The organism is Desulfosarcina sp. BuS5, assembly GCF_028752835.1.
In the GTDB taxonomy this organism is placed as follows: Bacteria; Desulfobacterota; Desulfobacteria; order Desulfobacterales; family BuS5; genus BuS5.
Genome location: NZ_CP087952.1, coordinates 2,290,960 through 2,307,134, shown reverse-complemented (window position 1 = coordinate 2,307,134; position 16,175 = coordinate 2,290,960). Strand labels below are relative to the sequence as shown.

12 protein-coding genes and 1 tRNA gene are annotated in these 16,175 nt (G+C 41.1%); 7 read left to right on the top strand and 6 right to left on the bottom strand.

Translation table 11 applies throughout. From position 1 onward, the window contains the following. Positions 1–76: 76 nt before the first annotated feature. The 4 genes from BuS5_RS11350 to BuS5_RS11335 all read right to left on the bottom strand — a co-directional run bounded on the left by BuS5_RS11350 (position 77) and on the right by BuS5_RS11335 (position 5,402). The gene (locus BuS5_RS11350; RefSeq protein WP_274427668.1) at positions 77–1,111 is read right to left on the bottom strand and encodes an IS1 family transposase; all 1,035 of its coding nucleotides are present in this window, start codon (positions 1,109–1,111) and stop codon (positions 77–79) included. 453 nt (positions 1,112–1,564) lie between these two features. After that, complete coding sequence (locus BuS5_RS11345; RefSeq protein ID WP_035266126.1) at positions 1,565–2,764, bottom strand: ATP-binding protein; 1,200 nt, start codon at positions 2,762–2,764, stop codon at positions 1,565–1,567. 586 nt (positions 2,765–3,350) lie between these two features. Next, positions 3,351–5,030 (bottom strand): DEAD/DEAH box helicase, encoded by a 1,680-nt coding sequence (locus BuS5_RS11340; protein ID WP_027354750.1) that lies wholly within the window; start codon positions 5,028–5,030, stop codon positions 3,351–3,353. A gap of 295 nt (positions 5,031–5,325) precedes the next feature. Further along, positions 5,326–5,402, bottom strand: a tRNA-Arg gene (locus BuS5_RS11335). 290 nt (positions 5,403–5,692) lie between these two features. Between BuS5_RS11335 and BuS5_RS11330 the strand changes: the two genes are divergently transcribed. The 7 genes from BuS5_RS11330 (at position 5,693) to ipdC (ending at position 13,427) form a co-directional block, all read left to right on the top strand. Beyond that, entirely contained in the window at positions 5,693–5,926 is a 234-nt protein-coding gene (locus BuS5_RS11330) for an FmdB family zinc ribbon protein (RefSeq protein ID WP_027354749.1), read from the top strand. Beyond that, positions 5,926–6,855, top strand: coding sequence for a hydroxymethylbilane synthase (gene hemC, locus BuS5_RS11325; RefSeq protein ID WP_027354748.1), 930 nt, complete (start codon positions 5,926–5,928; stop codon positions 6,853–6,855). The genes BuS5_RS11330 and hemC overlap by 1 nt, the downstream gene beginning before the upstream one ends. Before the next feature lie 2 nt (positions 6,856–6,857). Further along, positions 6,858–8,381 (top strand): uroporphyrinogen-III C-methyltransferase, encoded by a 1,524-nt coding sequence (cobA, locus tag BuS5_RS11320; protein WP_027354747.1) that lies wholly within the window; start codon positions 6,858–6,860, stop codon positions 8,379–8,381. A 236-nt stretch (positions 8,382–8,617) separates the two neighbouring features. Further along, positions 8,618–9,775: a hypothetical protein gene (locus tag BuS5_RS11315; RefSeq protein WP_027354746.1), complete on the top strand. Its 1,158-nt coding sequence runs from the start codon at positions 8,618–8,620 to the stop codon at positions 9,773–9,775. Beyond that, on the top strand, positions 9,768–10,742 hold the full coding sequence (locus BuS5_RS11310) for a glucosyl-3-phosphoglycerate synthase (RefSeq protein ID WP_027354745.1): 975 nt from the start codon (positions 9,768–9,770) through the stop codon (positions 10,740–10,742). Before BuS5_RS11315 ends, BuS5_RS11310 begins: the two co-directional genes overlap by 8 nt. Then, a complete protein-coding gene (moaA, locus tag BuS5_RS11305) occupies positions 10,736–11,716 on the top strand; it encodes a GTP 3',8-cyclase MoaA (protein WP_035266122.1) in 981 nt (326 codons plus the stop codon). Before BuS5_RS11310 ends, moaA begins: the two co-directional genes overlap by 7 nt. A gap of 76 nt (positions 11,717–11,792) precedes the next feature. Then, positions 11,793–13,427 carry an indolepyruvate/phenylpyruvate decarboxylase gene (gene ipdC, locus BuS5_RS11300; RefSeq protein WP_027354743.1) on the top strand — a complete coding sequence of 545 codons (1,635 nt, stop codon included), beginning with the start codon at positions 11,793–11,795 and terminating at the stop codon, positions 13,425–13,427. Positions 13,428–13,577: 150 nt separating this feature from the next. On the opposite strand, the gene BuS5_RS11295 is transcribed toward ipdC, so the two are convergent. Then, positions 13,578–14,732, bottom strand: a complete 1,155-nt coding sequence (locus BuS5_RS11295; RefSeq protein WP_274427667.1) for an IS4 family transposase — start codon at positions 14,730–14,732, stop codon at positions 13,578–13,580. A 114-nt stretch (positions 14,733–14,846) separates the two neighbouring features. Then, positions 14,847–16,010, bottom strand: coding sequence for an IS4 family transposase (locus tag BuS5_RS11290; protein WP_443112697.1), 1,164 nt, complete (start codon positions 16,008–16,010; stop codon positions 14,847–14,849). Between the last annotated feature and the right edge of the window lie 165 nt (positions 16,011–16,175).

Below are 16,175 nucleotides of genomic sequence, written 5' to 3'. Positions count from 1 at the left end.
CTCGATAGATTAAAGCTGACAATATAAACCGGAAAACCGGTAGTCCCTACAAAACAATGCAGGTTCGAAAAATCAGCTACTTACAAGGTATTGGGACTGTAATGAGATATCTCCAGTTTAGTGGAGAATTCGTAAGTCCCATCTGCATTGCCGGTGTATTATGGTTATACTTTTTTATAAATTTCTCGTTTTCATTGTTAATTCGTATTCGTAAACTCTTATGAAATTGTATGTAATTATAGTTGAATAAGTTAATCCACATTACATTACTAAAATTCAACTTGTTCTTGCAATACCCCAGGGTTTTTCTCTGAAGATAGGAGATATGTTGCCTTAGGGTAAGGTTCAGTCTCTCAATAAATGAGGTGTTTTGGCTTTTTCCGGGGAAATCTTTTACAGTACCTTTTACAAAATATTTTTTAACTGTTACAAGCCGACGCTTTATTCGGCGCTTAACAATTTGCAGGTAAGCATAAGGAATTTCAGACATAATGTTTTCGAGCGTATTTTTGTAAGCCGCTAATTTATCTGCAGCGACCTTTAATATATTATCTTTTCCCCATTTGCCCAACTTTTTAACGCCCTTTACTAAACGGTTTGCAGTGTAAGTTGTTCTTGAACCCAACTCGAAACCGATCCAGAATTTTGTTGTTGATTCAAGAGCGATAAAAACCCATAATTGTTGACTTTTATTTTTAAGGTAAGACCATAGTTCATCCATCTGGAAAAATACAATGGTAAGTCCGATAGTAAAACAAAGAAATAGGTGAAATTGCTGGCCTTTTTGCCCAATAGCTTTTTGCCGTTGTTCAATTGTCCTTCGATCTTTTTGAAGTACATCGGCAATTGCATCAGTGCCAAGGCCGTAAGAGTTTAGCTTTGCCGTTTGCTCATATTCTTTAAAACTGCCATGCTTTCCAAAAAGATCGGAATATCCTGTTTCTGAGAATCTATGTTTGCCACCATTGCAGTAAAACATTTGTCTTGGCTCAAAATCGGATTTTGTTATGTAAACTCCATCCTTGGTGATTTTGTTCTCGGTTGATTGATAACATTTGCAGCTTTTCCCGGGACAAAAAAGTGTTAGGGCTGTATTTGCTGTATTTTGCATGGTTGCGATCCTTTGAATAGAGTTTTAACCGTGCTCTACAAAATATATTGCTTTTAGTCTATAGCAATCTTAATTTTTAGTAAAAATCTTTTTTATTCATGTTTTCAGAGACACTTTTTAATCACCTGCATTGTTTTGTAGGGACTACCCGGAAGAGCGTATCGGCAAGCAGATGCTTATCCGTAACGTGGGAGGAGCATCAGGAGGCGGTTCCAGTCTCACCCCTTTTGCCAAGTCTCTTGTAGAACAGTTTCACAGGCTTCATAAAAATATTTTGACTCAAAGATGATCTGTTTGAAAAAAAATTTATTGTGCCGGCAAAAAAATAAAAGCTGAAATATATGATTTGGAGGACGGAAAGTTCAGCATTACTCAGGGTGTACTCTCCGTATTTGAAGAGTTTTTATTGCCTGGTTCCCATGCTCCGGAGTGGGGACGAGAAATGGACGTCCTTCAAAAGTTCCACCAGGCATATACGTTAATTTTATTGCGTATCATAGAATTATTGCCCCCATATATTAATGCCGCCCTACTTTTGACTTTAGTTTCGGTGAGATTTTGCCAATAATTAAGACCCTTAAAAAAATCTTTACTTATTGTGGCTCCTGATTTTATTTCTATGGACACCAATGTGCTGCCCAGATCAACAATTAGATCAACTTCATGCCCGGCTGAGTCCCGCCAGAAAAAACAATCAGGATCCTGTCCCGCGTTAAAAGCCCTTTTATAAAGTTCTGAAACTACAAAGGTCTCAAAAATAGCGCCTCGGGCAGAGTGGAATGCTAACTCATCAGGTTCCCTGATGCGCAACAGGTAACAAAGCAGGCCTGTATCTAAAAAATAGAGTTTAGGAGCCTTAACCAGCCTTTTCCGGAAATTCTGATAATGTGGTCTGAGGAGAACGACGAGAAAACTTGCTTCCAAAACAGATAACCAGCGCCTTGCTGTTGTATGGGTAATACCACAATCCGATGCGAGATTAGAAAAATTCAATAGCTGTCCGGTGCGGCCGGCGCAAAGAGCAGTAAACCTGCGAAATGTTTCCAGGTCACCAACATTAATTATTTCACGAACGTCACGTTCAAGATATGTCTGATAATAATTTTTCAGCCAATCCTGAGGATCAAGTTTTTTATCATGAATACGTGGATAGAACCCATGGAACAATTGACTATGCAGGTCTACATCCGGAATTTTCCGGTCAATCGGAAGGGTTAGGCCTATCTGATTCACCGGCAAAGATGGAATCCCGGCAAGTTCATCCCGAGAGAATGGTAATAAATGCAAAATGGCACAACGGCCGGCCAGGGTCTGACTGATACTATCTAATAAAAGAAAGTTTTGAGAACCAGTGAGAATGAATTGCCCTGTTCTGTCTTTTTCATCCACTATTGTCTGGATATAGGAAAAAAGTTCAGGTGTCCGCTGAACTTCGTCAAAAATGACATTTTTTCTAAATTGCTGCAGGAAACCGCGCGGATCTTCAAGGGCAAAAGAACGAAATTCCGGATCTTCCAGAGATACATAATCGTAATCCTTAAAAACTGCACGAACCAGGGTTGTCTTTCCTGACTGTCGCGGCCCGGTTATAGTGACAACAGGATACTGTGTTGCCGCTTTTTTCAGTTTATTTTCAAGAGCCCTTTTAATCATACCCGTTTAATTATAATAGACACTATGTAAATTGAATATTGAAAATTAAATATCATGAATAGTACTGTTTTGTCAATTCAAAGCTTCCCTAAACAAATGATTATAGTTATCTGTCATGTCCAAAGAAAAAGGGTAACCGTTCACGGTTGCAAGCGGCATAATTTTCTGTTTATAAATTGAATCTCAGGCCATCAACGTAAGGCGGGACAGCTACTTTGGTGGATTCGTCGCTTACGCTCCTTAATCCACCCTATGGTTCAAGATAGCAACGTAAGTTTGTAGGGTGGATTAAGCGAAGCGAATCCACCGAAACCTGCTGTATTTTTCAACCGTCAACTGTGAATCTATAACCGTGAACGGTTACGAAAAAGGAAATGGTTCAAGGGGATGTGACAAAGAAAAACAAACCAATATTAATGACCCCGCGTATGGTCTTGGATTATTTAAAAATGATGAGGAATAGCCGTTGCGCAGCAAAAGCTTAAAAAATAGAACAAATTTACCGTGGCCTTCATCCCTATGGCCTTGTGTCAAATTTTAAAATAGGGTAATTATTTGAAAATCCATAATTAACAAATCTTGTATTTTAACGTTTTTTTCTCTTTTTACTTTTTTTAGATCGTTTGGTTTGCGATTTCTTATTTTCGGCATATTCAACCTGAATCTTTCGGCCGTCTATTTTTGCATCTTTCATTGATTTTAACACGTTATCCGCAACATTTGTTTCAACTTCAAAAAAAGAACATTCCCGCATGATTTCTATTGCACCAATATTTTCAGAGCTAATTCCAGCTCTGCTGCATAGAGTTCTTATAACAGCGCCTTTTTGTAGATTGTCCTTGGATCCTTTATTTAGAAAAAACCGTTTCGATTTTCCAGGTTCTAAACCTTTTTGTTGTCGTCTTTTTTTTGCAGGACGATGAGCATCTTTTTTTGTTGTCAATGATACATTTATATCTTTGGAACCTTTATAATAGTAAAGAAAGCGGTTAAATTCAATTGAAACAAACTTTTGAATGAGCTCTTCTTTTGTAAGGTCGCTTAATGTATTATATACTGGCGGCAGGAAACGTCCGATTGCTTTATGATCCACTTTAACTTCTACCATTTTGTTAATCATGAAATAGAGCTGTTTCTCACAAATTGCATATCCTTCCGGGACTTTTGCATAATTAAATTTAACTCCTGCCTTTTTTTGTATAAACTGAAGTTTGCTTTTTTCCCTGGAGTTGATAATGGCTATGGAGGTTCCTGATTTCCCCGCTCTTGCAGTTCTGCCGCTCCTGTGAGTATAGTTTTGCGCCTCATCGGGGAGTTTATAGTTTATGACATGGGTTATATTCTGAACATCTATCCCGCGAGCAGCAACATCTGTTGCAATAAGAATCTGAAGGGATTTGGTTTTAAATCTGCCCATGACTTTGTCGCGTACTCCCTGGGAAAGGTCACCATGAAGGGCGTCCGCATTATAGTTATCTTTGATCAGTTTTTCTGCTACTTCCTGTGTATCTTTTCGCGTGCGACAAAACACAAGGCCATAAATATCCGGGTAATAATCAATAATTCGTTTTAACGCCTGATACCTGTCTTTTTCTTTAACGATATAATTAACATGCGCAATATTTTCCGCCCCACTATTTTTCTTTCCTATGGTTATCTCAACCGGATTTTTCATATATTTTTTTGCAATTTTTGCAACTTCATGGGGCATTGTTGCTGAAAACAGCCAGGTTCTTTTCTGAGCCGGCGTATTTTTAAGAATGGCATCTATATCTTCCTGAAATCCCATATTTAGCATTTCATCCGCTTCATCAAGAACCAGATATGAGACTTGATAAAGCTTTGCTATTTTTTTATTAATAAGATCAAGTAATCTACCTGGTGTTGCCACAATAATCTGAGCACCTTTTTTGATCTGATTCCTCTGTGTTTCAATGCTGGCGCCGCCATAAACGGCAGCAACCTTTGCATTGTTTACATATTTGCATAATTTTTTAATATCAGCTGAAATCTGCAAACAGAGTTCCCTGGTGGGGCAAATCACCACCCCTTGAGTATGTTTCAGATCAAAATCAATTAGCTGGATCATGGGCAAACCAAAAGCTGCTGTTTTCCCTGTTCCGGTCTGGGCAAGTCCTACAAGATCCCTCTCCCCTCCAATAATTTCAGGAATTGCATCTGTCTGGATGGGCGTTGGTTCAATAAATCCTAGTTCATTAACTGCTTGTAATAACTCGTCTATCAAATCTAAATTTTCGAAACTCATTTTTTTTCAGCCTTTATAGGTATCTATAACCACTTTCCAGGATTTTTACATTGCATGATTGAAGGCAGATATACTCAAAGCTTATTATTAAACTAAGGAGAAGATATAAAATATATTCAATCTCAATTTGGGCATTCTACCCCGACCATGACACTGAATTTTTATACCCATTTGATGAAGCCTGTAAATCAGGAGTCAGCGGCAAGATTGGAAAAGACAGCTTTTGGGAAATCTGTAGGATAATGGTAGCATCACAACAAAAAAAGGGATTAATCGGCTAATCCCTCGATTTTAATGGTACGCCCGGCCCGATTCGAACGGGCGACCTACGGATTCGTAGTCCGGCACTCTATCCAGCTGAGCTACGGGCGCATGTAATTTTTTGTTAACTTGGAGCTCACTTATAAATAAATCACATTTTACGCGCTCAGAACAAGTTAACCAATGGTAAATCATTTTTGATTAGGCACTTAATATGATATACATTATCTTATGTCAATGTCGATTTTTAAATTATTTTTAAAGAAGGGGAGTTGGTCGGCAAAACCGCTATGGATCATTCCCACTCTTGCATTAGATAATAATACATGTTAAAAATTTATTTTAAGATCGTAGTAGGTATGTTTTAAACAATTTTTGAGTTATTTATGAGGAAAACGTCAATGCCGATTTATGAATATCATTGTAATGATTGTGATCATGACTTTGAATATCTTGTTTTTGGAAACGATCAGCCTGATGAGTGCCCGTCATGCAAAAGCAGCAAGGTGAACAAGCTCATGTCCAGGTGTGGATTTCTCAGTAAGGGTAACGGCGGTGAAACATTAAAGACTTCTGCTTCGTCATCGTCCTGCGGAGGGTGCGCCGCGACAAGCTGTTCAGGTTGCGGCCACTAATGGGGAAAAGCCTCAAAATAGGAACAAGGGGCAGCAAACTTGCTCTTTGGCAGGCCAACTGGGTAAAGTCGGAGATTGAAAAAAAAGACCCTTCAATCCTGGTAGAACTTGAAATAATTAAAACAAAGGGTGATAAAATCCTTGATGTCCCGCTTGCAAAGGTTGGCGGCAAGGGGCTTTTTGTCAAAGAGATAGAAGAGGCTCTTTTAAGCGGTAAAATTGATCTTGCCGTACACAGCATGAAGGATATGCCGGCTGAAATTCCGGGCGGGCTTTGTATCGGCGCGGTTCCGGAGCGTGAAAACCCTAGAGATGTCCTGATTTCCTATAAAGGAGAGCCCTTATCATCTTTTAGCAGAGGAGCCCGCATCGGCACAAGCAGTCTTCGTAGATCCGCCCAGTTGTTGTATGCCAGACCTGAAATTGAAATTGTGCCTTTAAGGGGCAATCTTGATACGCGTCTCAGGAAGCTTGAGACGGAGAATATGGATGGAATAATTCTGGCTGCAGCAGGTGTAAAACGGTTGAACCTGGAAAACAGGATAACGGAATATCTTGATATGGATATTATGCTGCCGGCGGTGGGGCAAGGCGCTCTTTGTATTGAAACAAGAGCAGGCGATAGATTTACAGCATCATTAATTTCGCTTTTGGAAGATGCCGATTCAAGGACTGTTGTTATGGGTGAACGCGCTTTTTCCAATCGTCTGGAGGGCGGGTGCCAGGTGCCCATAGCTGCTTACGGAGCAGTTAAAGATCATTCTTTTTCTTTATGCGGCCTTGTTGCGGATATTGAAGGTAAAGAATTAATCAGGGAATCTCTGGACGGACCGGAAGAGTCTTCGGAAGATATAGGAATAGAACTGGCGGAGCGTCTCCTGTTAAAGGGAGCCAAAAGGATACTTGATAACGTGAAAGACAGATATTGATTATGAATGGTAAGGTATTACTTGTCGGCGCGGGCCCGGGCGATCCCGGACTGATTACGGTTAAGGGCCTGGAGGCTATAAAAAAAGCGGATGTTATTATTTACGATTATCTTGCTTCGCCGCAACTTTTGAAACATGCCGATGAAAATGCAGAAATTTTATATGTGGGCAAAAAAGGGGGAGACCATACTTTAAGCCAAAATAAAATTAATGAACTGATAGTTAAAAAAGCGAAATCAGGGTTGAATGTAGCACGTCTCAAAGGCGGTGATCCATTTATATTCGGTCGTGGAGCGGAAGAAGCGGAAGTTTTGATAAAGGAGAACATATCTTTCGAGATTGTTCCCGGCGTCACCTCGGCCATAGCCGCTCCGGCCTATGCCGGCATTCCTTTAACCCATCGTCGATATACATCTACGCTTGCATTTGTGACCGGTCACGAAGATCCTGCCAAGGAAGATTCTTCCATTGACTGGGCTGCGCTTGCCAGAGGTATCGGGACAATCGTTTTTTTAATGGGGGTTAGAAATCTTCCCAGGATTGTTGCACAACTGATTGATAATGGTATGAGTCCGGATACTCCCATAGCTCTTGTCCGATGGGGGACAACACCTGCTCAGGTTACTGTTGCAGGAAGACTTGATAGCATCGTAAAACTTGTTAAAGACGCGGGATTGAAGTCTCCTGCAATAATTATTGTTGGGGGTGTCGTGCGATTAAGAGAAACCATGCAATGGTTTGAAAACAGGCCGCTAATGGGAAAGAGAGTCGTAATAACCCGTTCAAGAAAACAGGCCGGCGATCTTGTAAGGCTTTTATCGAAACTTGGTGCTGATTGCCTTGAATCTCCCGCCATCGAGGTTGTTCCTCCTGATGATTTTGAACCTTTGGATGCAGCTATTGAAAATATTGCGGAGTATGATTGGTTGATTTTTACAAGTGTAAACGGCGTTGATTTCTTTTTTGACCGGCTTTTTAATCATCACAAGCTGGATGTGCGGGGACTTGGAGATATAAAAACTGCTGTGATCGGCCCTGTTACCAGGGATCGACTGTTGGGTTTTGGTATAAAAAGCGATATTATGCCGGAAAGTTACAGGGCAGAGTCGGTTGTGAAAGCTTTTGAGGGGCAGGAGTTAAAGGGAAAGAAGATTCTGCTGCCCCGGGCAAAGGAAGCTCGGCCGATACTACCTGTAGAGCTGGCAGCCATGGGAGCTGCCGTTGATGAGGTAACCGCATATGCTACCATTCAGGATCGCAGCGGAGAGGAATTTCTTATTAAAAATCTTCGGGATGGAAAAGTTGATATTGTTACTTTTACCAGTTCTTCAACAGTAAAAAATTTTTACGCAATGCTTCCTGGAGATGAAATCGATTTTTTACTGCAGGGAGTTTTAACGGCCTGCATAGGCCCAATAACCGCAGAAACGGCAAAGGAACTTGGCTTTGATGTTAATATCGTTGCCGAATCATTTACCATAAAGGGATTATGTGAAGCTATTTTAAAACATTATCATAGTGCTTGAACGAAAACTAAAAACAGATACTATTTCGGATATTTAAACATTATTAAAGAAACGAAGATTTTCGAAAAGCTGTTAGCATTTAGCCGTTAGCTATTGGCTCAAGGAACTATTTGTTTGATTTGAAAAGCTAATCGCTAAAAGCTAATGGCTTAAAAACTTCGATTTGGAAAACATCCTTAATCTACCGGAAATATCGTAATTTCAGCTTTTCGTTCAAGCACTACATAGGCGCCGAGATGGATAATTACCTTGGAAAACTCCCTTCGTTTGTTGATGAAATAAGATCAATCAGGGAAACAATAATTACCAATATAGTATTGATCGGCCAGATCCCGGCTCCGACTTTCAAGGAGCAGGATCGCGCAAAATTTTTTATGGAGAGGCTCGCAGATTTCCATGTGGATGAATGTACCACTGACGATTACCGGAATCCCATCGGCATTATCAGGGGAACAGACCCTGCCAAGCCCCCTATTTTTATTGTTGCGCATCTGGATACTTTTTTCGGAAAGCAGGTTGAGCATAATTATAATATCAAGGAAAAGTACATAACCGGTGCCGGTATTCTTGATAATTCAGTCAGCGTGGGAGTCCTCGCATCATTGCCCGAAATTTTTCGCAAATTACACCTTTGCTTTGAATCGGATATTGTCCTGGCAGGTGTTGTACAGTCAATAGGGAAGGGTAATCTGCGCGGAATCAGGCATCTGTTAAAAGCATGGCCGTCACCGATCAGGGGGGCCGTATGTGTTGAAGGATGCGAGCTCGGGAGACTCAATTATTATTCTGATGGAATGATAAGATGTAATCTGGATTGTAATATCTCTTCAAATACAAGCTGGGATTATCGTTTTAAACCGAATGCCATTCTGGTCATAAACGAGGTTATGAATCAAATTTTAAAAATGCGTTTGCCACAAAGGCCCAGATCCAGGGTGATCTTCGGCAAGATCTCCGGCGGTATCAAGCACGGCTTGATAGCCTATGATGGTAAATTAGGCTTTGAGATACAGAGCACATCCGATGCAATGGTCAAGTCCATGATGAACGAAATATCGGATATTATAAACGGTGTCAGCCATGAATACGGTGTTGGCCTTAAACTTAAAGCTATAAGCAACCTGTCGGCCTCCAGATTAAAGTATAATCATCCCCTTGTAAAAAATACAGTCGCAGTAATGGAAAAACTTGGAATAAAGCCGGTAAGTGAACCTAGTGTGTCGGAGTTATCCATCTTTCTGGCACGCAACATACCTGCGGTTACTCTTGGTATTACAAAAGGAAAAAACTATCACCTTGAAAAAAGCAGTATGCTAATTGAACCTATGTTTAAAGGGATTGCCCAGATTATAGGTGTAATTATGGCTATCGATAGTGGTGTTTGTGATGAATAGTAACTGGCTGAAAGACAAAACCTTTCATTTTTCCGAGTTCAGGGATCTGAATGCCCTGGTCAAAGAGAAAGAGAAAAGAAATTTAACAATATCTTTATGCCTACCGACTCTTAATGAAGAAAATACAATCGCAAAAGAGATAATTATCATGAAGTCGGAACTTATGATGAGGTATCCGCTGCTTGATGAAATAGTAGTCATAGATTCCGGCTCTGAAGATAAAACTGTTGATATAGCTTCGTCATACGGGGCGGACGTATATAATGCCGATGACATTTTGCCCGACCTGGAAAAGTACAAGGGCAAGGGAGAGAACCTTTGGAAGGCTTTATACGTTACAAAGGGCGATATTATTGTCTACATTGATGCTGATATTAAAAATATTCACCATAGATTCGTTTACGCTCTTTTAGGTCCGCTTATACTTAATGAAGATATTAAATATTCCAAAGCATTTTATGACAGGCCGATCACCACCGAGCGAAATACCACGCGGGCAACCGGCGGTGGCAGGGTCACGGAACTTGTGGTGCGGCCTCTTTTTTCCCTTTTTTTTCCGGAATTGACGCAGATTATACAGCCCTTGTCAGGAGAATATGCCGGTTACAGGGAATTACTTGATAAAATACCGTTTCCCATAGGATACGGAGTCGAAACAAGCATGATTCTCGATATTTATGAGAAGTGGGGGCTTGATGTTATTGCACAGGTGGATCTTGAAAAACGGGTTCACAGAAATCAGGATACAAAAGCCCTGGGAAGGATGTCGTTTGTTATTCTTAAAACTTTTTTTCATCGACTCAAAAAGCTTGGGCTTCTCGATATTAAACAGAAAATATTCAATGAAATGATTCAGTACAACCTTGTTAAAGATGATTATAAAGCTGGTATCTATAGTTTTGAAGGGCTTGAAAGGCCGCCCATGATAGAGATTCAGCAGTATCGGGAAAAATTTAAGATATGTTGATTGATCGCTATAAACGGATAATTAATTACCTACGGGTCTCTATTACGGATTATTGCAACCTTAAATGCATATATTGTGCCCCCTACGGAGGCGGCGCAAAGTTGCCTCATAAGGAAATTTTAAGGTATGAAGAGATACTCCGGATTATAAAAACAGGTATCCGCCTTGGCATATCCAAAGTCCGAATTACCGGAGGAGAACCTCTTGCAAGAAAAGGGGTCTACGGGTTTTTATCTAAATTGATGGGCCTGGACGGCCTTTCCGACGTTTCTTTAACAACCAACGGTGTTATGCTGAAAAAGAACATAAACAGGATAAAAGATGCCGGTATCAAAAGAATTAATATCAGCATTGATACCTTGCACAAAGAAAAATTTAAAGAAATTACCGGTCGCGATCACTTTAACCTGGTCCGGGAAGGGATTAACCTGGCGCTGAAAAAGGGATTCAATCCGGTCAAATTAAACGTGGTGGTCCTTCCCGGAATTAATGATGATGAATTAACGGCTTTTGCAAGGTTAACCCTTGATAATCCTTTTCATATCCGTTTTATAGAATACATGCCCATCGGAACAGATATAATTGATGTGAAAAAACGACTCCTTTATCCTGAAATAAAAGCCCGTCTTGGTGGGATAGGAGAAATGATTCCTGTTGAAAACGGAATTAATGACGGTCCCGTGATGCGTTATAAGTATAAAGGTGCTGCAGGAGAAATTGGTTTTATAAGCCCCATCAGCAATCATTTCTGCAGCACTTGTAACAGGCTGAGATTAACCGCCAGCGGACATTTAAGACCGTGCCTGTTATCGGATCGCCAGGTGGATCTTAAAACTCCTTTGCGATCAGGGGCATCGGATCAGGAGATCGCAGATATTTTTTTAAAAACGGTTTTTTTTAAATCATTTGAACATCATCTGACTGCTGACGGCGCTGCGGGGATTGCCGGACAAATGCAGGCAATCGGCGGGTAGGGGAGGAGCGCTTTGCCTGATGGCCGTCTGAACGAGTGCTGAATGAGCACTGAATGAGCATTGGGGGGAGGTAATAATGAATATCGCAGAAGCATTGCTGTATGCTTTGAAAGATCACGGCGTTGAAGAAATATTTGGTATTCCCGGGGATTTTGTCCTTTCTTTTTTTAAAGTTATCGAAGAATCAAAAATCCTTCCTCTATATACAATGAGCCATGAACCGGGAGTAGGATTTGCGGCCGATGCTGCCGCGCGGTATAAATGTGCTCCTTCAGCAGCATGTGTTACTTACGGGGCCGGAGCTTTGAATATGGTCAACCCGGTAGCATCCGCCTATGCGGAAAAATCGCCTGTGGTTGTAATTTCAGGAGGTCCGGGAGCGGGCGAAAGCCATATCGGCCTATTACTGCACCATCAGGCTAAAACTCTCGATTCCCAGTTCCAGATCTATAAAGAGGTGACATGTGATCAGGTCAAACTTGACGATCCCCTGCGTGCTCCCGGGGATATTGCCAGGGTGCTTTGCAATTGCCGGATCCATTCTCGTCCGGTATATATAGAGTTGCCGCGGGATATGGTTTTTGAGCCATGCCAGGCAGTCTCTCCAATGCTTCCCGCTCCTCATGATCCTGAAGCTTTGGAAGCTTGTGTGGATGAAATCCTGGAACGTTTGGATAAAGCAAAATCACCGGTATTAATGGTAGGGGTGGAAATCCGCCGTTACAACCTGGAAGAGAAGGTGGCCGTCATGGCCCGTAAACTCGGCCTGCCGGTTGTCACAGGTTTTATGGGGCGCGGTTTACTGGCCGACGTAGACGCTCCGCTGCTGGGCACATACCTCGGCATAGCGGGTAAGCCCGAAATCACCCGCCTGGTTGAAGATTCCGATACATTGATGTTGCTTGGTTTCATTCTCTCGGATACTAATCTGGGCGTATCCGAAAAACAGATAAATTTGCGTAAGAGTATCCAGACTTTTGATGGTAAAGTAATCATCGGGTATCATATCTACCCCCATATTCCTTTAAATTCTTTAGTCGATGCTTTGCTGGAACGAATCAAAGGTCGTCACGACACAGAGTCTACCCCAAAGCCGGTATATCCATGCGGCCTTGAGGCAGATGAGCAGCCTGTTACTCCCACCGATATTGCCAAGGCGGTGAATGACCTCATGGGCCGGGCAGGGCGCATGCCGATGGCTACAGATGTGGGGGATTGTATGTTTACTGCTTTTGATATAGAGAATACAGATCTGGTGGCTCCGGGCTATTACGCAACTATGGGTTTTGGCGTTCCGGCCGGGTTGGGCCTGCAGGCAGCCACCGGCAGACGACCTTTAATTCTGGTTGGAGACGGCGCTTTCCGCATGACCGGCTGGGAGCTTGGCAACTGCAGACGTTATGGATGGGATCCTGTTGTTTTGTTATTTAATAACTGCAGTTGGGAAATGTTGCGGACTTTCCAGCCCGAATCAGGATTTAATGATCTGGATGACTGGCACTTTGCTCATATGGCGGAGGGCCTCGGCGGTGACGGGATTCGTGTAAAAACACGCAGAGAATTATATGATGCGCTCTCACGGGCTGCCGCCACGCTGGGACGTTTTCAGTTAATAGAGATAATGATACCCAGAGGTGTACTATCTGAAACCATGTCCCGGTATGCCCATGGCCTTAAACGGATGCGGGCGCAAGTCAAGAAAGTGACATGAAATGGCCACAAATTGCGTTTATTAATATATGCGTTGTTCGGTAGTCCCTACAAAACAATGCAGGTGATTAAAAAGTGCCTCTGAAAACATGAATAAAAAAGATTTTTACTAAAAATTAAGATTGTTATAGACTAAAACAGTAGTGTCCGGTTAAGTTTTTGCATATAGCATTTGCTCTTTGATAATCAGATTATTAGACCATACGTTTTTTTCGTCAGTACGTAATTCGTTCTGGATGGTATTTCTAAGCTGACGAATCCTCTTTATTGATACAGGTTCATTAAACTGTTCATGGCAGTATATGGCCATAAGCAGGTAGGTTATTAACCCCGCAAGGATTTGAACCATCAGGCCATATCTACTGTGAGCAATCAAGTGGTACACTTTTAAATGTTTCTTCCACCATTTGAAAAAAGTTTCGATATCCCATCTAAGCTTATAAACGGTTGCAACCTGCTCGGCTGTAAGATCATAACGATCAGTTGCCACAAAATATTTGACACCGGCAATTTTATAACCAACCAGTCGAACCGGCTTTCTGGTCTGGTTTACCCCAGGAGTGCCAAGAAGAACCACAGCATCATAAAAAATATAGCTGTCGGGATCAACAGGCTGCTCTTTGATAATAGTTCTTGTTGTTTTCGCTTTGATGCGGCAAACAAAATGTTTTTTTTCATCCTGAAGAAGATCAAAATCCTTATGTGATTGATACCCCCGATCCATGATTCCTGTTTGGCCTTTTGTAAGGATAGACCTGACAAAGGGGCGTTCAGCGCCATTTCCATTTGTCAGATGAATTTTTATAGGAATCTTGCGATTGACATCAAAGCCGAAATGGCCTTTTGCTTTTTTAGCGCCTTTTCTGTAATCAGCCCAGTACATGGACAGAACTGCATCAATTAAAGATCCATCAATGGAAACGAGTTCACCGAGATCTGAATAATTTGATGGTAAAGCATTTTGTGCCTGGCTGCAAAGAGCTTGAAAAACATACTCAAGCTGTTCAAGTCCTCGAGAATTGATAATTTCGGAAAAACTGCTACGACTGATTCCTCCATCTGGAGCGACACATTTTTTGGCAAAATCGTCCTCTTTAAGGTGTTGAATAAGATCACGAGCTGATTCATGTTCTTGTAGATGGAAAAATATCAGTGCGTGAAGCTGATCTTCAAAAGTCATTTTCAATGGCTTGTGACCTCGGGATTTAAGCTGTGGCGTGTCAGGAAAAATCTTTTGCAAAGGTTTGAGAAATCGAGCATGAGATTGGGGATTAAAATTCTTTTTTGGGATATTGAATATGCCCATTTTTGCCTTAACTCCTTGTTATAATTATATTTTATAACAAAACAACAAAAATTTTTTATTTAGTTTGTCAAGTAAAAAATGAACATTTTTCTAATTTTTTTCAGTAATGTCCGGTTAGGTTTTTGCGTGTAGCTGGCAATGTTTTTGTTCTTTGAAAAAAAATGACTCTGTAGAGCTACCGGAATCACGAAGCTCATTTTGAATTTGTATCCTTAACTGCCTAACCCTTTTGATACTAACAGGTTCGCCATGATTTTTATGGCAATAAATTGCAAGAAGCAGGTAAGTAATGAGTCCTCTAAGGATTTGGACCATTAGCCCGTATTCACTCCTTGCAATGAGGTGGTACACTCGAAGATGGCGTTTCCACCATGCAAAAAAAATTTCGATGTTCCATCTGAGTTTATAAATCTGAGCGATTTGCTCTGCGGTCAAGTCCCTACAATCCGTTGCTACCCAGTAATCAACACCATTTACACGATAACCTACAAGGCGGACAGATTTTTCAGTTTGATTATTGTTTTCCACAGTACCTAACAGAACATCGGCATCATAAAAAACAATACTGTCAGGGTTAACCTCATGTTCTTTGATAAGCGTTTTGGTTGTACCGGCCTTTATCCGAATTACAAAGCTTTTGCCTTCAGCCTGCAGCAAATCAAAAAGGGCATGTTTTTGGTAACCTCGATCACCTACACCAGTTTGCCCGGGAGATAGCAATTGATTGACAAACGGTCTTTCAGCTCCTTTGCCGGCGGTAAGAAAAATTTTAGCTGGAATGCCCTGATTTAAATTAAAGCCAAGATGTACCTTAGCTTTGTTTGCCCCTTTTCGATAGTCAGCCCAGGTCATTGAGAGTACGGCATCAATGAATGAACCATCAAATGCAACAAGATTGCCGAGGTCAGCATGCTGATCAGGCAGTACATTAGAAGCTTCAATACTAAGTTTTTCAAATACATATTTTAATTGCTCGAGCCCTCTATTATTAATGGCTTCAGAAAAACTGCTTCTGCTGATTCCATTTTCAGGAGCAATGTTTTCACGAGCGAAATCATCCTCTTTGAGCATTTGGATGAGATGGCGAGCTGATACATGTTCTTCAAGATGAAAAAAAATTAGTGCATTGAGTTGATCTTCGAAAGTCATTTTTAATGGCCTATCTCCTTTGGAAGTCAGAGGTGGAGCCTCAGAAGCAGTTTTTATAAACGGATGAGATAATTTAAAAAATGATGGTGAATAAAATTTTTTCAGAGACGGTTTGAAACTGTACGGCATCTTGTAACTCCTTGCAATAATTGATAATATTACAAATTGTCACAAAAATTTTTCTTTGCTTGTCAAGTAAAAAATTCAGGTTTGGTCATTTTTTTTCACCATTTTTAACAGGTTATGCAAAAACCTAACCGGACACTACTGAGTAAAAATCTTTTTTATTCATGT